General features: G+C 69.9%; 14 protein-coding genes. 13 read left to right on the forward strand and 1 reads right to left on the reverse strand.

The window, feature by feature from the left end; genetic code table 11:
• Positions 1 to 23: 23 nt before the first annotated feature.
• From OG496_RS49830 to OG496_RS49890, 13 genes are all read left to right on the forward strand, one after another.
• Positions 24 to 1,133, forward strand: a complete 1,110-nt coding sequence (locus OG496_RS49830) for a Gfo/Idh/MocA family protein (RefSeq protein WP_405975644.1) — start codon at positions 24 to 26, stop codon at positions 1,131 to 1,133.
• A 39-nt stretch (positions 1,134 to 1,172) separates the two neighbouring features.
• Positions 1,173 to 2,063 (forward strand): sugar phosphate isomerase/epimerase family protein, encoded by an 891-nt coding sequence (locus OG496_RS49835; RefSeq protein ID WP_405975645.1) that lies wholly within the window; start codon positions 1,173 to 1,175, stop codon positions 2,061 to 2,063.
• A gap of 102 nt (positions 2,064 to 2,165) precedes the next feature.
• A complete protein-coding gene (locus OG496_RS49840; RefSeq protein ID WP_405975646.1) occupies positions 2,166 to 3,671 on the forward strand; it encodes an ABC transporter substrate-binding protein in 1,506 nt (501 codons plus the stop codon).
• Positions 3,672 to 3,710: 39 nt separating this feature from the next.
• Positions 3,711 to 4,652, forward strand: coding sequence for an ABC transporter permease (locus OG496_RS49845; RefSeq protein WP_405975647.1), 942 nt, complete (start codon positions 3,711 to 3,713; stop codon positions 4,650 to 4,652).
• Complete coding sequence (locus tag OG496_RS49850; protein ID WP_405975648.1) at positions 4,649 to 6,424, forward strand: dipeptide/oligopeptide/nickel ABC transporter permease/ATP-binding protein; 1,776 nt, start codon at positions 4,649 to 4,651, stop codon at positions 6,422 to 6,424. Before OG496_RS49845 ends, OG496_RS49850 begins: the two co-directional genes overlap by 4 nt.
• Positions 6,421 to 7,278, forward strand: coding sequence for an ATP-binding cassette domain-containing protein (locus OG496_RS49855; RefSeq protein ID WP_405975649.1), 858 nt, complete (start codon positions 6,421 to 6,423; stop codon positions 7,276 to 7,278). Before OG496_RS49850 ends, OG496_RS49855 begins: the two co-directional genes overlap by 4 nt.
• Positions 7,275 to 7,718: a nuclear transport factor 2 family protein gene (locus OG496_RS49860; RefSeq protein WP_405975650.1), complete on the forward strand. Its 444-nt coding sequence runs from the start codon at positions 7,275 to 7,277 to the stop codon at positions 7,716 to 7,718. Before OG496_RS49855 ends, OG496_RS49860 begins: the two co-directional genes overlap by 4 nt.
• Positions 7,718 to 7,990, forward strand: a complete 273-nt coding sequence (locus OG496_RS49865) for a hypothetical protein (protein WP_405975651.1) — start codon at positions 7,718 to 7,720, stop codon at positions 7,988 to 7,990. Before OG496_RS49860 ends, OG496_RS49865 begins: the two co-directional genes overlap by 1 nt.
• A gap of 1 nt (position 7,991) precedes the next feature.
• On the forward strand, positions 7,992 to 8,609 hold the full coding sequence (locus OG496_RS49870; RefSeq protein WP_019063425.1) for a response regulator transcription factor: 618 nt from the start codon (positions 7,992 to 7,994) through the stop codon (positions 8,607 to 8,609).
• An 18-nt stretch (positions 8,610 to 8,627) separates the two neighbouring features.
• Positions 8,628 to 10,073, forward strand: a complete 1,446-nt coding sequence (locus OG496_RS49875; protein WP_405975652.1) for an ATP-binding protein — start codon at positions 8,628 to 8,630, stop codon at positions 10,071 to 10,073.
• The gene (locus OG496_RS49880) at positions 10,066 to 12,621 is read left to right on the forward strand and encodes a glycoside hydrolase family 78 protein (RefSeq protein WP_405975653.1); all 2,556 of its coding nucleotides are present in this window, start codon (positions 10,066 to 10,068) and stop codon (positions 12,619 to 12,621) included. Before OG496_RS49875 ends, OG496_RS49880 begins: the two co-directional genes overlap by 8 nt.
• Positions 12,618 to 13,838 (forward strand): amidohydrolase family protein, encoded by a 1,221-nt coding sequence (locus OG496_RS49885; protein ID WP_405975654.1) that lies wholly within the window; start codon positions 12,618 to 12,620, stop codon positions 13,836 to 13,838. The genes OG496_RS49880 and OG496_RS49885 overlap by 4 nt, the downstream gene beginning before the upstream one ends.
• A 79-nt stretch (positions 13,839 to 13,917) precedes the next feature.
• Positions 13,918 to 15,123, forward strand: a complete 1,206-nt coding sequence (locus OG496_RS49890) for a lactonase family protein (RefSeq protein WP_405975655.1) — start codon at positions 13,918 to 13,920, stop codon at positions 15,121 to 15,123.
• A 292-nt stretch (positions 15,124 to 15,415) separates the two neighbouring features.
• Here the strand turns inward: OG496_RS49890 and OG496_RS49895 are convergent, their stop codons facing one another.
• Positions 15,416 to 16,870 (reverse strand): alginate lyase family protein, encoded by a 1,455-nt coding sequence (locus OG496_RS49895; protein WP_405976860.1) that lies wholly within the window; start codon positions 16,868 to 16,870, stop codon positions 15,416 to 15,418.
• Between the last annotated feature and the right edge of the window lie 46 nt (positions 16,871 to 16,916).

The raw sequence follows: 16,916 nt of genomic DNA on the forward strand, positions 1-16,916 counted from the left end.
TGACAAGAAAGCGCAGGAGATTCATGGCTCAGGAGAACACGCGGCACCGCATCGGGATTCTGGGCGCGGGCAACATATTCGGCCGTTACGTCGAAGGCCTGCGTAAATTCCCGGAGCTGGAAGTGGTCCGCGTCGCCGACATCGACCCGGCCCGCGCCAAGCAGGCCGCCGCCGAGTTCGGCATCCCGGAATGGGGGGACGACACCGCACTCCTCGCCGACGACAGCGTCGAGATCATCATCAACATCACGCCCCCGCAGTTCCACGCGAAGACCACCATCGCCGCGCTGGAAGCCGGAAAGCACGTCTACGCGGAGAAGCCCCTCGCCGTCACCGTCGAGGAGGGCCGGAGCATCCTCGAAGCCGCGGCGCGCACCGGACGCCTGCTGGGATCGGCGCCCGACACCTTCCTGGGCAGCGCCGTACAGACCGCACGGCACGCCATCGACACCGGGCTGATCGGTGAGGTCGTCGGCACCACCGCCTTCGTACGCTCCAGCCGCGCCGAGACCTGGCACCCCGACCCGCGCTCCTTCTTCCAGCCGGGCGCCGGCCCCGTGTTCGACATGGGCCCCTACTACCTGGCGGCCCTGATCAACTGCCTCGGCCCGGTCGGCTCGCTCTCCGCGGCCACCCGCATCGGCGCCAGGACCCGCAAGGTCACCAGCCCCGACCGCGTGGTCGACGAGATCACCGTCGAGGTGCCCACCCACGCGTCCGCGGTGCTGACCTTCACCTCCGGAGCCATCGGCACCGTCCTGATGAGCTTCGACGTCTGGGACACCGAGCTGCCCCGGATCGAGATCTACGGCACGGAGGGCACCCTCGCGCTGCCGAACCCCAACTTCTTCGACGGCGACGTACGGATCAAGCGCCACCAGGACACCGACTGGGAGGTGCTCACCCCGGTGACCGAACTGTTCGGCGCCGTGGGCACACCCGAGCAGCACCGCCGGGGCCTGGGAGTACAGGACCTCGTCGGCGCGCTCACCGGCGAACCGCACCGCGCCAACGCCCAGTTCGCCTTCCACACCCTGGAAGTCCTCGCGAGCTTCGAGATCTCGCAGCAGGAGAGCCGGGTCGTCGCGCTGGAAAGCAGCTGCGAGCGCCCCGCGCCCCGCTACGCCCCCTGATCCCGAGCCACCCACCGCACGCCGAAAGGACCCGAGAACATGAAGATCAGGCAGGACCGCCTCGCCATCAACCCCCTGCAATGGGTGGCCAGTGCCGAAGGCTGGATCGACCCCACCCTCGCGCCGTCGCTGGAGAACCGGCTCGAAGTCATCCGCGACGCCGGCATCACCGCCGTGCACAGCGACGTCCCCGGCGACATGACGGCCTCGGCGTACGCCGCGCTGCTGGCCGGGTACGGACTCAGCGCCGCGCCCGGCTACGTTCCCGTACGGCTCACCGAGGACGAGGCCGAGCGGCAGCAGTACCGGGACAATGCCGCGCGGATCGCCGCAGAACACGCGGAGCTCGGCGTGCCCACGATGTTCCTCGCCATGGGGATGGCCAAGGACGCGGTACGCGTGGCCCACCCGGCGGTCGGCCAGGACGCCGACCGGGACCGGCTGGAACGCGTACGGGACCTGCTGGCGGAGACGGCCGGGATCATCCGCGCCGAGGGCATCACGCCCGCCTTCCACCCGCACGTGGGCACCTGGGCCGAGACGGAGGAGGAGACCCGCTTCGTCCTCGACACCGTCGACGCCTCCGTCCTCGGGTTCGGTCCCGACATGGGCCACCTGGCCTGGGCGGGCGCCGACGCCGCGCAGCTCGTCCGCGACTACGCCGACCGCGTGGCGAGCGTCCACATCAAGGACCTGGACCTCAACCTTGCCGCACAGGCGAGGGAGGCGGGATGGGACTACCGCAGGACGGTGAAGGCGGGCCTGTGGTCGGAACCCGGCCAGGGAAACGCCGACATCGAAGGCTTCGTCGACGCGCTCCCGGACGGCTTCGACGGCTGGCTGATCATCGAGGTGGACCGCGGGGCCCGGCCGACGCCGGAGGAGAGCGTCCGCAAGTGCGGGGAGTGGGCCGCCAAATACGTGCAGTGATCCACCGGCTCGGAACGTCGAATGACTGGTTGTTCACACCCGGGGAGCGGGACGACCACGGGGAGCCGAGGAGACAGTGGTAATGGAACAGATGGAGAGATCATGCGCAAGACAGCGGCGTTCATCGGCGCCGGATTCCTGACCGTCACAACCGCCGCCTGCGGCGGCACCGCCTCGACCGGTGCCGCCGACAAGACACTGACCATCTCCGAGTCGGTCACGGCCACGCCGTGGGACCTGGCGAAGGCCAGCATGGGCCCCGAGGCCCAGTACTACCAGCCGGTCTACGACACGCTGGTCCGGCTGAACTCGAAGAACGAGCCCACGCCGAACCTGGCCACCTCGTGGTCGTACGACAAGGCCGAGACCACCCTGACGCTGAAGCTGCGCAGCGGTGTGAAGTTCACCGACGGCACGGCCGTCGACGCGCAGGCCGTCAAGCAGAACCTCCTGCACACCAAGAGCGGTACGGGCACGGCCGCCGGCGAGATCCAGGACATCGCGAGCGTGGACGCCACGGATGCCCGGACCGTCGTCATCAAGCTGACCCACCCCACCGCCGCCCTGCTCCCCGCCCTGGGCCAGGTCTCCGGCATGATCGCCAGCCCCAAGTCGCTCGACAACCCGAAGACTCCTGTCGGCTCCGGCCCGTACCAGCTGGACACCTCCGCGACGACGGCCGGGCAGACGTACACCTACACGCGCACCTCGGGCTACTGGAACGCGAAGGCATTCCCGTTCGACAAGATCGTCATCAAGTACCTGGCCGACCCGACGGCACGCACCAACGCCCTGCTCACGGGCCAGCTCGACGGTGCCTCGCTCAGCCTCAGCAAGGTCAAGACCGTCAAGGGTCGCGGCCTGAACGTCATCACCTATCAACCCGGCGACATCGAGGGCCTGTTCATCTGGGACCGGGCCGGCAAGATCGTCCCCGCGCTCGGCAAGCTCAAGGTCCGGCAGGCGCTCAACTACGCCTTCGACAAGCAGGCCATCATCAAGACGGCCAAGACCGGACTCGGCGAGCCCACCACGCAGCTGTTCGCCCCGTGGGAGGAGGGCTACGACGCCTCGCTGAACTCGACGTACTCCTACGACCCGGCGAAGGCCAAGAAGCTCCTCGCCGAGGCCGGCTACCCGAACGGTTTCTCGGTCACGCTGCCGGACCTGTCCGCCCTCTTCCCGCAGGAGCAGGAGGCCCTCACCCAGTCCCTCAAGAACATCGGGATCAAGGTGAAGCTGGACAACCTGCCGAGCGACCAGATCTTCAGCAGCATGCTCTCCGGCAAGTACGCCCTGACCTACTTCAAGCTGGGCGCCCCCACCTCGTGGGACAAGGTCCAGCTGGAGCTGACCAAGAACGCCACCTGGAACCCCCTCAAGTACGACGACCCCAAGGCCGACGCCCTGATCACCCAGATCTCGAAGGCGTCCGGGACCGAGCGCACCGCACTGCTCAAGAAGCTCAACACCTACGTCGTGAACCAGGCGTGGGACGCCCCGTGGACCCCCACGGTGAACGCCTACGGCACCGCCAAGGACGTGAAGGTGACACCGCAGCCCGGTATCAACTTCCCGCCGATCTACAACTTCGCGCCGACGAAGTAGCGGCGAGGCCGCTGCGACCCGCGGAAGGAGGAACTGACCGTGCTTGTCTTCTTGTTCCGGCGCATCGCCGCCGGTGTCGTCCTGGTGGTCGTGGTGGCCACCGCGACGTTCCTGCTGCTCAGCCTGACCGGCAGCGACGTGGCCCGCAACATCCTCGGCGAGACAGCCTCGCCGGCCCAGGTGTCCGCCAAGGCCCATGAACTCGGCCTCGACGAACCCCTGGTGGTCCGGTACGGGCACTGGATCGACGCGGCCGTGCACGGCGATCTGGGCCAGTCCTGGTACACCGGCGACTCGGTGAACCAGTCCCTGGTGAACACCCTTCCGATCACCCTCTCCATCGTGCTCGTCGGCATGCTGATCGCCCTGGTCCTCAGCATCCTGCTGGGGACCGTGGCAGCGCTGCGCGGCGGCTGGGTGGACCGCGTCGTGCAGTTCGCCGCGGTCCTCGGCACCGCGATCCCCAGCTTCCTGATCGCCCTGGTCCTCGCGGTCGTCATGGCGGTCCAGCTCGGACTGCTGCCGGCCACGGGATATGTCGCCCTCGGCACGTCCCCCTCGGGATGGTTCCAATCGGTCATCCTGCCCGCCGTGGCACTGGCGGTCGCGGCCACCGCGGCCACCGCGATGCAGGTGCGGGGGGCGCTGATCGACGTCCTGCGGGCCGACTTCGTCCGCACCCTGCGCAGCCGGGGCCTCACCACACGCAGCGTCGTGTACCGGCACGCCCTGCGGAACGCCGCGCCACCCGCCCTGACCGTGCTCGCCCTCCAGTTCATCGGCCTGATCGGCGGCGCGGTCGTCGTGGAGAAGGTGTTCGGGCTGCCGGGCATCGGCACGCTCGCCAACTCGGCGGCCGTCCGGGGAGACGCGCCCGTCCTGCTCGGCACGGTCGTGGTGACCGTCACCGTCGTCGTCGCCGTCAACCTGCTGCTGGACATCGCGTACGGCTGGCTCAACCCGAAGGTGCGTGTCTCATGACCGTCCCGGAGACCGCCGCGATCCCCAAACGGGACCGCCTCCTGCGCCGGACCCTGCGCGACCCGGTGGCCGTCGCCTGCCTCGTGATCCTGGCCCTGGTGATCCTCGCGAGCCTGGCCGCCCCCCTGCTCACCGACTACGCACCGGACCACAGCGTCCTGTCGGACACCCTCGCACCCGTGTCGGGCGCCCACCCGCTCGGCGGCGACGGCGTCGGCCGGGACGTGCTGTCACGGCTCCTCTACGGCGGCCGGACCAGCCTGCTCGGCGGCACGCTCGCGGCCCTGGTCGCCTTCCTGGTCGGCGGACCGCTCGGCCTGGTCAGCGGCTTCTACCGGGGCTGGTTCGACGCGGCCGCCGGCTGGATCATCAACGTGATCATGGCCGTGCCCGCGATCATCGTGATGCTGGTGGTGATGGCGGCCGTCTCCCAGGACCTCAACGTCGCGATGATCGTCCTGGGCGTCATCATGGCGCCGATGGTCTTCCGCCTGATCCGCGCCTCGGTGGTCTCGGTGCGCGAGGAGCTGTACGTCGACGCCGCGCGGGTCTCCGGCCTCGGCGACCCCCGCATCATGCGGCGGCACATCCTGCCGGTGGTCATCGCGCCCTCGGTCATCCAGGCGACGCAGCTGTTCGCCGTGGCGATCGGCATCCAGGCCGGGCTGTCCTTCCTCGGTCTGGGAAAGGCGTCCCAGGCCAGCTGGGGCGCGATGCTCAACGACGGCTTCACCAACGTCTACACCAAACCGACGCTGCTGGTGTGGCCGGGCCTCGCGATGGGGGTGACCATCCTGGCGGCCAGCCTGCTCGGCAACGCGGTGCGCGACGCACTGGGGACGACCGAGACCCGGGTCGTCCGCCGCCGTCGGCCGGCGCCCAGGAAGACCGCTGCCGGGGGGCCGTCGCCGTCCGATCGCCTGCTCACCGTGGAGGACCTCCGCATCACCTACCCGAAGCCCGGACGTTCCGGCCGTTCCGGCGGCTCCGACGGCGACAAGATCGTCGTCGACGGAGTCAGCCTGACCGTGGAGCGCGGTGAAGTCCTCGGCCTGGTGGGCGAGTCCGGCTCCGGCAAGAGCCAGACGGCGTTCGCCGTGCTCGGACTGCTGCCGAACGAGGCCGAGGTGACGGCGGATCAGATGTCCTTCGCCGGCAAGGAGTTGCTCGGTGTGAGCCAGACCGCGCTCAACGCCCTGCGCGGCCGGGGGATCGGATACGTACCGCAGGAACCCATGTCCAACCTCGACCCCTGCTTCCGTATCGGCTCCCAGCTCGTCGAACCCATGCGCAAGCATCTGGAGATCTCCAAGGGCGAAGCCCGCACCAGGGCGCTGGAGTTGCTGGCGCGTGTCGGCATCCCGGACCCGGAGCGGGTGTTCAGGTCGTACCCGCACCAGGTCTCGGGCGGCATGGCCCAGCGCGTACTGATCGCGGGTGCCGTGTCGTGCGATCCACAGCTGCTGATCGCCGACGAGCCGACCACCGCACTCGACGTCACCGTCCAGGCCGAGGTGCTCGACCTCATGCGCTCCCTCCAGCAGGAACGCGAGATGGGCATGATCCTCGTGACCCACGACTTCGGCGTCGTCGCCGACATCTGCGACCGGGTCGCCGTCATGCAGACCGGACGCATCGTCGAGACGGCCTCTGTCGAGAAGATCTTCGCGTCGCCCGAGCACGCGTACACGCGGATGCTCCTCGATTCCACCCTCGAAGGCGGCCCGGCGCGCGCCGCCCTGAGCGCCCCCTTGAAGGAGGTGACGTCATGACCGCCGGCCCCGCGGCCCCGACCCCGTTGCTCGAACTCGAAGACGTCGTCGTGGAGTACCCCGGCAAGGGCCGCCGCGCGAAGCCCTTCCGCGTCCTGCACGGAGTGTCCCTGTCGATCGCACCCGGCGAGACACTCGGCCTGGTCGGCGAGTCCGGCTCCGGCAAGACGACCCTGGGCCGGGCGGTCCTCGGCCTCGCCCCCGTCACCGGCGGCTCGATCCGCTACGCCGGAAAGCCGGTCTCGGGGCTCGGCAAACGGGAGCGGCGGGCGCTGAGCAAGGACGTCCAGGTCGTCTTCCAGGACCCGTTCACCTCGCTGAACCCGGCCATGACCGTCATGGACATCCTCACCGAACCGATGCTCGTGACCGGCGTCTCGCGCACCGACGCGGAACGCCGCGTCCAGACCCTGCTCGACCAGGTGTATCTCCCGCACGACGCGGCGCAGCGACTGCCGCGCGAGTTCTCCGGCGGCCAGCGGCAACGCATCGCCATCGCACGCGCCCTGTGCCGGGACCCCAAACTGATCGTGTGCGACGAACCGGTCAGCGCCCTGGACCTGTCCACCCAGGCACGGGTGCTCGACCTCTTCATCGAGATCCAGGAGGCCACGGGGGTGGCGTATCTGTTCGTCACGCACGACCTCTCCGTCGTACGGCACATCAGCCACCGGGTGGCCGTGCTCTACCGCGGCGACATCGTGGAGACGGGCCACGCCGCCCAGGTCACCGAACACCCCGAACACCCCTATACGAAACGGCTGTTGCTCGCCGCGCCCGTGCCCGATCCCCAGCGGCAGGCCCAACGCCGGGCGGAGCGGCTGCGGTTGGCGCGGGAGAGGGACGCGTCATGAGCGACGAGTCGAGCGAGAGGCTGGTCGTGGACACCCTGACCCGCTACCTCGCCCTCTGCGACGTTCCGGTGCGTACGGAAGGTGAGTTGGGGGACCTTTTCACCGAGGACGCGGTCTGGGAGGGCGGCGGCAGCGAGTACGCCGAGAAGTTCGGCCGCACCGTGGGCCGCGAGGCGATCGTCGAGATGTTGTCGGCCTACCTGCCGCCCGCCCCTCACTTCCGTACGAACGTGCACCTGCTCTTTCCTGGCGTGGTCTACGTCAAGGGCGTTACCGCCCGGGGGAGTTGGAAGATGCAGCAGCTCTCACGCTACGAGTCGGGCGCCGCCGAGGTCATGGTCGCCAAGCTCGACGTGACCTTCCGGATCGGTCCGGACCGGACCCGCATCTCGGCCTTCCGCACGGAACGGCTGTTCAGCGCACCGTTGACGGGAGAGTGATGAGCGCGCACACCCACGGCCGGACGATGTTCCTGACCTGCTACGCCGACACCCACCAGTACGGCTGGCATCATGTCGACCTGTTCGTGCACGACAGCGCCGGCCAGGAGGTCAACTGGGTGCACTGGCAGGTCGATCAGGACGGTCCCGACGGTGCCGACGAGGCGACCGCGCGGGTCGAACCCGCCCTGCGCCGCACCAGCGAGTGGAAGCGCGGCGTCAGTGCCGACGGCAGCGAGTACTGGATCGCCCAGGCCGCCTGGGGCGATTGAGATGTGCCTCGTCTACATCCTGGACGACGACGAGGAGTTGTGCACCTCGCTGGCCTGGCTCCTGGAGTCGGTAGGCATCCGCTCGCAGTGCTTCTCCGACGCCCGGGACTTCCTGCGCTCCTACGACCGGGACCGCCCCGCCTGCCTGGTCCTCGACGTGCGGATGCCGGAGATCAGCGGATTCGGCGTCCAGGAGATGCTGAACGAGGCGGGGGCTGCACTCCCCGTCGTCTTCGTCTCGGCGCACGGCGACATCCGGATGTCGGTACGCGCTCTCCAGAACGGGGCCGTCGACTTCCTGGAGAAGCCGTACGACCCGCAGCACATGCTGGACGTCGTGCAGGCGGCCCAGCGGACGGCGCGGGAACGCTTCGACGAGCTGGCCCAACGGCGCGATCTGCTACGGCAGTTGGAGAGCCTGACTCCCCGTGAACGCGAGGTGCTGCACCTGGTGGTGGACAGCGTGCCCAGCAAACAGATCGCCGGGCGGCTCGGCATCAGCACGAAGACCGTCGACGTACACCGCACCCGGATCCGGGAGAAGACCGGCGCGGAGAGCATCGCGACGCTGGTCCGTGACGTACTCCGGCTGGGACTGCGGCTCCCGGCCGCCCGATGAGAGCGAGGGCAAGGCCGTATGAACGATCTCGAACCGGCCGACTTCCGGGCCCTGACCCAGGCGTTGAAGTACTGCGTGCTGCTCCACGACGCGAGGACGTACGACATTCTGTGGGCGAACCAGGCGGCGTGTGAGCTGCTGGAGTGGACCGTCGACGAACTGAAGCCGCTCAAGGCCCCCGACATGAGCAAGAACGCCCGCCAGTACAGCCGGGAGTTGGGGCACCGCTGGCTCGGGCAGGCGGTCGCGGACGGGGTCAGCGCCACCGAGTGGTGCTACCGCTCCAAGAGCGGCGAGGAGATCCTGACCGAGGCCATCGCGATCCGTGTGGACCTGCCGTCGCGGCCCGTCGTGATGGTCCAGTTCCGTGACATCGCTGAGGAGAAGGCCGTCCGCCGCGATCTGTTCCGGACCGAGGGCCGACTGCGCACCTTCCTCGGCAACCTGGCCGAAGGCATCGTCGTCCTCGACGACGACGGCGGTGTGGTCTTCGCGAGCGAGTCCGCCGCCAAGCTGCTCGGCGTCGGCCAACCGGCCCTGCACGGCGCCGACTTCGGGGACTACTGTCGCGACGGCGCCGTCCCCGAGCGCGAGGGCCGCTACCGCCTCGGTGCCCCCGGCGGCGAGGCCCGCTGGTACGCGGCCACCTGCCAGCACATCGACATCGAGAGCGATCTGCGCGGCCGGCTCGTGCTCTTCTACGACATCACCGACCGGGTGCGTGCGGAGGAGGAACACCGCCGGGACACCCAGCACTTGAACCACCTCGCCCGCTACAACGCCATGGGCGACATGGCGATGGCGATCGCGCACGAGGTGAGCCAACCGCTCGCCGCCGCCTACAACTTCGTGGAGGGAGCCCGCGGCCGGCTCGCCGCCGGTGACGAGTCCGTCGCCTGGGGGCTGGACAACGCCGTACGGCAGATCGAGCGGGCCCGCCGGATCCTGGGCAGCCTGCGGCAGTACGTGGGCCGCCTGGAGCAGTCCGAGCAGCTGACCGACCTCAACTCGATCGTCGAGGACTGCGCGTACTTCATCGACGTCAGGGCTCAACAGCACGCCGTGGACGTCGAGTTCGACCTCGCTGACGCGCCCCTCCCGGTGCGCTGCGAGAACGTCCTCATCGGGCAGGTCGTCATGAACCTCGCCTTCAACGCCCTTGAGGAGATGGCGAGTTGGCCGCCGGGGGAGCGCAAGGTCGAACTCACCACGCGGCGTACGGCGGACGGAAACGCCGAACTCGCCGTCCGTGACCACGGCCGGGGCCTGCCGGCCGACCTTCCCGGCGACCGGATCTTCGACGGCGTCTTCACCGCGAAGGAGAACGGCAGCGGCATCGGCCTGGCCCTGAGCCACCGCATCATCACCCGGCACGGCGGCCATATCCACGCGGCCGGGAACCAGCCGCAGGGAGCGGTCTTCCGCTTCACCCTCCCTCTCATCCCGGAGGAGGATCATGCCTGACCAGGACATCCACGTGACCGGACTACGGGCCGAGCACCACACGGAACCGCTCGGCATCGGCGAGCCCCGCCCCCGGCTGACCTGGCAGACCGTCACCACCCGTCCGGGCTGGACCCAGGCGGCGTACGAGATCCGACTCACGGACGGTGAACGGGAGTTGTACACCGCCCGTCGCCTGTCCGCGGACTCGGTCCTGGTGCCCTGGCCCGGTGACCCCCTGCACTCGCGGCAGCAAGTCGGCGTGTCCGTAAGGGTATGGGGTCCGAAAGGCGCGGGCGCGAGCCCGTGGTCCGCGCCGCTGACCGTCGAGGCCGGGCTGCTCCAACCGGCCGACTGGCAGGCCCACTTCGTGTCCCCGGCCTGGCCCGAGGCCACCGACCGACAGGTCCCGCCCCCCGTCCTGCGCACCGCCTTCCGGCTGCGCGCACCCGTGGCGTCCGCCCGCCTCTACGCCACGAGCCACGGCCTGTACGAGGCCGAGATCAACGGCGTACGCGTCGGCGACCACGTCCTGGCCCCCGGCTGGACCCACTACACCGAGCGGCTGCGCCACCAGACGTACGACATCACCGAGGCGCTGCACACGGGGACCAACACGATCGGCGTGCTGCTGGCCGACGGCTGGTTCCGCGGCCGGATCGGCTTCGGCGGCGGACGCCGCAACATCTACGGAGACCGGCTGGCCGCCCTCGTCCAGATCGAGGTCCGCTACACCGACGGCACCACCGAGACCTTCGGCAGCGACTCGGAATGGCAGGCCGCGCACGGCCCGATCCTCACCTCCGGGATCTACGAGGGCGAGGAGTACGACGCACGGCTCGTGCCCGCTGACTGGAGTCCGGTCGAGGTCCTGCCCTCCGTCCTGACGCCGCTCGTCGCCCCGGACGGCCCGCCCGTACGCCGTACCGAAACACTGGCTCCCGTCGACGTCCTCACCTCACCGTCCGGCCGCACGATCCTCGACTTCGGCCAGAACCTCGTCGGCCGTCTCCGTATCCGGGTCACCGGCGAGGCCGGACACACCGTCACCCTGCGCCACGCCGAAGTGCTGGAGGACGGCGAACTCGCCGTGCGCCCACTGCGCGAGGCCCGCGCCACGGACACGTACACCCTGCGGGGCGATGCGGGCGGCGAGGAGTGGGAGCCGCGCTTCACCTTCCACGGCTTCCGCTACGCCGAAGTCACCGGCTGGCCGGGGGAGTTGGGCGAAGGCGACATCCACGCCGTCGTCCTGCACACCGACATGCGCCGCACCGGCTGGTTCACCTGCTCCGACCCGCTGCTCAACCGCCTGCACGAGAACGTGGTGTGGGGCATGCGCGGCAACTTCGTCGACATCCCCACCGACTGCCCACAGCGCGACGAACGCCTCGGCTGGACAGGCGACGTACAGATCTTCGCCCCCACCGCGACCTTCCTCTACGACTGCTCCGGCCTCCTGCGCTCCTGGCTGACCGACCTCGCCGCCCAGCAGTACCCGGACGGCCGGGTCCCGATGTACGTGCCCTTCTTCCCCGACCGCTTCCCCGAACTGCGCGCCGCCGCCTGGGGCGACGCGGCGGTCATCGTGCCCTGGGTGATGTACGAGCGCTACGGCGACCTCGGCATCCTCGCCGCCCAGTACGACAGCATGAAGGCCTGGGTCGACGGCATCACCGCCGTGGCCGGTGACCGGCACCTGTGGAACACCGACCGTCAGCTCGGCGACTGGCTCGACCCCACCGCCCCGCCGGACCGCCCCGGCGACGCCCGGACCGACAAGCAACTGGTCGCCAACGCCTATTACGCCCACTCCGCCTCCCTGCTCGGCCGTACCGCCCAACTCCTGGGCAGGGAGGACGACTTCGCGCACTACACGAAGCTGGCCGAGACGGTACGGGCCGCCTTCCGCGACGAGTACGTCACCCCGGACGGCCTCCTGACGAACGACGCCCAGACCGCGTACGCCCTCGCCCTGCGCTTCGGCCTGCTCGCCGACGCCCATCGGGCCCAGGCGGGACGCAGGCTCGCCGAACTCGTCCGCGAGGGCGACTTCCACATCGGCACCGGCTTCGTCGGCACGCCGCTGATCTGTGACGCGCTGTGCGACGCGGGGGAGTACGACACGGCGTACCGACTGCTGCTGACGAAGACGTGCCCGTCGTGGCTCTACCCGGTCACCATGGGCGCGACCACCGTCTGGGAACGCTGGGACAGCATGCTGCCGGACGGCACGGTCAACCCCGGCGAGATGACCTCCTTCAACCACTACGCCCTCGGCGCCGTCGCCGACTGGCTGCACCGCACCGTCGCCGGGCTGGCACCGGCTGCTCCCGGCTACCGCCGCCTACTCGTCCGACCCCGCCCCGGCGGCGGACTCACCCACGCCTCCGCCACACACGAAACGCCGTACGGCCGCGCCGCCGTGTCCTGGACCCGCACCGACGGAGTGCTGCGCGTGACGGTCACGGTCCCGCCCGGCACCACCGCGCTGATCGACCTGCCGGGCATGGCGGAGCGCCCCGAAGTCGGCTCCGGCGAACACCGCTTCCTCACGGAGATGCCATGAACACCCGTTACCAGCACGCGACTCTGATCGACGGCACCGGAGCCGCGCCCGTACCGGACGCGGTCCTCGTCGTGGACGACGCCGGTCTCATCGCCTATGCGGGACCGGCGGCCACCGCACCCCCGACCCCGACGGCGGTGACAGTGGACCTGCGCGGACGCACCCTGCTCCCCGGCTTCTTCGACTGCCATACGCACCTGTGCATGACCCCGGGCCGAGGGCTCACCGCAGGACTGACCGCCGACCCGACCGTGGAGACCTTCGAGATCGCGCGGCGACTTCGCACAACCCTCGACGCCGGTGTCACGACGCTGCGCGACCTCGGCGGTCTGCCCGCCGGCTATCGCACCGCCGTCGAACGCGGCCTCGTCGAAGGCCCCCGGCTCCAGACCGCCGTCAAGGTCATCGGCCACACCGGCGGACACGCCGACTGCTCACTGCCCGGCGGAGTGAACGCCGCCCCGCATCTGACCGCGATCGCCGACACCCCCGACGAGGTACGGATCGCGGCCCGGCGCATGCTGCGCGACGGCGCGGACCTCATCAAGGTCTGCGCCACCGGCGGCATGGGCAGCCCGCACGACGACCCCGACGACGAGGGGCTGACTCTCGACGAGTTGAAGGCAGTTGTCGACGAGGCCCGACGGCATCGCGGCAAGACGGTCGCCGCGCACGCCCAGGGCACCGCGGGCATCCGCAACGCCCTCCGGGCCGGTGTCACCAGCATCGAGCATGGCTACGGCATGACCGACGAACTGTGCGATCTGGCACTGGAGTCGGGCGCCGTCCTCGTCCCCACCCTCGCCACGGTCTTCGCCCCGCTCGACCAGGCGGTCATGGCCGACTACCACTTCCGCAAGAAGAGCCGCTGGGCCGGCATCACCAAGGAGAACATCGCGCACGCCATCGCCCGCGGCGTCCCGATCGCGCTCGGCACCGACGCCGGTGTCGTCGAACACGGCCGAAATCTGAGCGAGTTGTCGCACCTGGTGGAACTCGGCATGGACCCGTTGGCCGCGATCACCGCAGGCACGCTCAGCGCGGCCCGACTCCTCGGCGTCGACGACCGACTGGGCTCCTTGGAGGCGGGGAAGACCGCGGACTTCGTGGCGGTCGACCAAGACCCCTTGTGCGACATCGGCAGCCTCGGCAGGCCGGAGAACGTCGTGCTGGTCGCCCAGGCGGGAGAGCTGTGGAAGGACCTTACGAGAATCTGACGCGGAGTCCGAACGCCTTCATACATCGCCGCACAGTGGCAACTCTGGTCCCACACACCCCGGGCCAGAGGAGCCGCACATGAGCAGGCACAACAAACGCAGGTCGAAGCTGCAGAAGAGGCTGACCGTCCTGGGTGGAGGGGCGGTGGCCGTCGCGGCGGCCGTCGTCATGGTCAACGGAGCCTCCGCGGCGCAGGTTTCGCCGACCCCGCGCGCCGCCTCAAAGGCCGACCACGCCGTGTTCGTCCAGGGCAACGAACTGGCCGGGAACACCATCCGCGTCTTCCGGCGGGGCGACGACGGGAAGTTGACCGCCGCGGGGAAGTACGCGACCGGCGGCAAGGGCGGCGACCAGACCGACGCGCCCACCGACTCGCTCGCCTCGCAGGGGTCGCTCGTCTACGACCACCGTTCCGGCCGGCTCCTGGCGGTCAACGCGGGCAGCGGCACCCTGACGTCCTTCGCCGTGCACGGCCAGAAATTGACAGACCGTCAAATAGTCTCCACGGGAGGCGACTTCCCGTCCGCCGTCACGGTCTCGGGGGATCTCGCCTACGTCATGAACGCGGGCGGCGCGGGAAGCGTCCAGGGCTTCCGGATCACCTCCAGGGGGCTGAAGCCGCTGAGCGGTTCGAACCGCGGTCTGGCGCTGAAGAACGACAAGGTGCCGCTGTTCAGCAGCTCGCCGGGGCAGGTCGCCTTCACGCCGGACGGCCGGGACCTGGTCGTCACCACCAAGTCGGCGAACACCATCGAGGTCTTCCCCGTGGGGAAGGACGGCCTCCCGGCGGACAAGCCGGTCGTGAACAAGTCGGTGGGCATGGTGCCGTTCGCCATCGCCTTCGACAAGTCCGGGCGCATGCTGGTCGCCGAGGCCGCCAACTCCACCGTCACCACCTACAAGGTGCGCCACGACGGCGAGTTGAAGACCGTACAGGCGTCCCTGCCGAACGGGCAGATGGTCCTGTGCTGGCTGGAGCGGGCCGGTGACTTCTTCTACGGCGGCAACACCGGCAACTCCACCGTCAGCGGCTACCGCCAGGACGCGCACGGCCGACTCGCCCTGACCAACGAGGCGGGCATCGCCGCCGCGCCGTCCGGAATGTCGCAGGGCGTCATCGACCTCGCCGTCGCCGCCGACAAGTTCGTCTACGTCCAGAACGCGACCTCCGGCACCGTCGACGGTTTCCGGGTCGGGCGCACCGGTGCCCTCACCAAGATCACGACGATCACAGGACTGCCCGCCTTCGCCGCCTCCGGCATGGAGGGCATCGCCGCGGTGTAAGAAAGCGGCCATCGCGGCGGAACGTCCCGGGCACGCGACGAGCGCGCCCGGGACGTCGTGCTTGGGGTGGGCGTGCTCGCACAGAACGACAGCGTGTGGACGCGCCGCGCTGAGTGTCGCCGGGCGGGACGCCGGGCCGGAGTTGCTCACCGCCGCGACGCAGTCGGCCCCGTTCCACGGGAGAGTGCTGGAGACTGAGCCGCCGACTGCCGCACGAGGGTCGCATCACCGCGTGGAGCCGCGAAGCCCTTGGAAATCTTGTGGCGAGGGTCCGTAGACACATGCCCGGTGTTCAGCCGCTGCTACGGCTGCCCCTGCGGCGCAGGGCGATGAAGCCGCCCGCGATGGCGAGGACGCCGGTGGCGGCTACGGCGGCGATGCCACCCGCGCCGGTGGCGGCGAGGTCCTCGCCCCGGCCGCCCTGCGGCTGGGTTCCGCCGGAGGAGTCGGTGGCAGGGGTCGCGGCGCCGGTGCCGCTGCTGCTGCCTGAGGCGGACGTACTTGCGGACGGTGTCGGTGTGGTGGCCGAGACGATCGCCTTGTCGCGGGTGAAGGTGAGGGTGCCGAAGCCGAGGTGGTCGAGGCCGCCGCCGGTTCCGTAGTCTCCGCCGCCGCCCTCGGGCCTGACCTTGGCCGCCATCTCGCTGACGTACGGCGCGTCGAGGCCGCGGCGCTTCACGTAGTGGTTGTAGAGGCTCTCCCAGATCGGGCGCACCTGACCGCGGGCCCAGGTGGACGCCTCTGTGAACGTCTCCCAGCCCTCCCACACGCCGGGTGCGCCCTTGTGCCAGGTCCAGGAGGTGAAGGGGACGTCGTGGCCGAGGTTCCACTTGGCGGCGTACTCGACGCCCTTGAGGACGCGGCTGTCGTCGTAGCCGTAGAGGTCGATGCCCTGGTTCCACGCCGTCTCGCAGATGGTGCCGAGCAGGCCCACGCTCAGCAGGGCGTGCCCCTGGTCGCGTCCGACCTCCACCATCTGTCCGAGGCCCCCGGGGTGGATGAAGGGGATGGCGTTCTTGATGGAGCCCATGCCCTTGCCGGACTTGAAGTACGTGACGGCCTCGTCGACCTTGGCCCGGTCGTCGCAGAGGATGCCGACGGACAGCACGCACGCGACGCTCAACAGGTCCCAGCTGCTCCAGTAGTTGGAGTCGTAGGCGCCGTTGTGCTTGGCGAGGAAGCTGCTGCTCATCGGGTAGAAGACGGTCAGCATCATCTTCTGGAACCGGGCCAGGTCGAAGCCGTCGTAGCCGCGCATGATCTCCGCGGCGTTCGCGAACTGGTAGCCGTGGATACCCGCCGCGATGAACCGGTCGGCGTCGCCGTCGAGTGTGGTGAGTTTGGCCGACCAGGCGTTGAGGATGTCGCGGGCGGTGTCCGCGTGGGCCGTGTCGCCGGTGACCTTCCAGCGCAGGGCGTTCTGGTAGGCGGCGGCGATGTCGAAGGCGAGCGTGGTGACGTTGTCACCCGTGGCGCCGCGTATCACCGTCGCGAGCGGCGTCGCCTTCCAGACGCTCGCCGAGCGCGGGTTGCCCGCCAGCTTGGCGTAGCCCGCCTTCCACCGGCCGGTGCCCGCCTTCACCTTGGCGGCCATACGGTCGAAGTCGGCCTGCGTGTGCAGCAGTCCCGGATGTGCGAACGCGGTGCTCGCAGCGGCGGGAGTGGCTCCGGCACCGATCGCGGCTGCCCCGATGCCCGCCGCTCCGGCTGCTCCCGCCACCCGCAGCACGCTGCGCCGGCTCATCATCGGTCCGCTGTTGTTCTGGCTCACTGACACTGATTGGCTCCTGTCG

The sequence above is a fragment of the Streptomyces sp. NBC_00988 genome (assembly GCF_045162645.1).
Classification (GTDB): domain Bacteria; phylum Actinomycetota; class Actinomycetes; order Streptomycetales; family Streptomycetaceae; genus Streptomyces.

Coding starts and splice junctions, on each gene's coding strand:
- OG496_RS49885 (WP_405975654.1), top strand. CDS start 12,618: ATGAACACCCGTTACCAGCACGCGACTCTGATCGACGGCACCGGAGCC.
- OG496_RS49840 (WP_405975646.1), top strand. CDS start 2,166: ATGCGCAAGACAGCGGCGTTCATCGGCGCCGGATTCCTGACCGTCACA.
- OG496_RS49865 (WP_405975651.1), top strand. CDS start 7,718: ATGAGCGCGCACACCCACGGCCGGACGATGTTCCTGACCTGCTACGCC.
- OG496_RS49870 (WP_019063425.1), top strand. CDS start 7,992: ATGTGCCTCGTCTACATCCTGGACGACGACGAGGAGTTGTGCACCTCG.
- OG496_RS49835 (WP_405975645.1), top strand. CDS start 1,173: ATGAAGATCAGGCAGGACCGCCTCGCCATCAACCCCCTGCAATGGGTG.
- OG496_RS49830 (WP_405975644.1), top strand. CDS start 24: ATGGCTCAGGAGAACACGCGGCACCGCATCGGGATTCTGGGCGCGGGC.
- OG496_RS49875 (WP_405975652.1), top strand. CDS start 8,628: ATGAACGATCTCGAACCGGCCGACTTCCGGGCCCTGACCCAGGCGTTG.
- OG496_RS49855 (WP_405975649.1), top strand. CDS start 6,421: ATGACCGCCGGCCCCGCGGCCCCGACCCCGTTGCTCGAACTCGAAGAC.
- OG496_RS49880 (WP_405975653.1), top strand. CDS start 10,066: ATGCCTGACCAGGACATCCACGTGACCGGACTACGGGCCGAGCACCAC.
- OG496_RS49860 (WP_405975650.1), top strand. CDS start 7,275: ATGAGCGACGAGTCGAGCGAGAGGCTGGTCGTGGACACCCTGACCCGC.
- OG496_RS49850 (WP_405975648.1), top strand. CDS start 4,649: ATGACCGTCCCGGAGACCGCCGCGATCCCCAAACGGGACCGCCTCCTG.
- OG496_RS49890 (WP_405975655.1), top strand. CDS start 13,918: ATGAGCAGGCACAACAAACGCAGGTCGAAGCTGCAGAAGAGGCTGACC.
- OG496_RS49895 (WP_405976860.1), bottom strand. CDS start 16,870: ATGATGAGCCGGCGCAGCGTGCTGCGGGTGGCGGGAGCAGCCGGAGCG.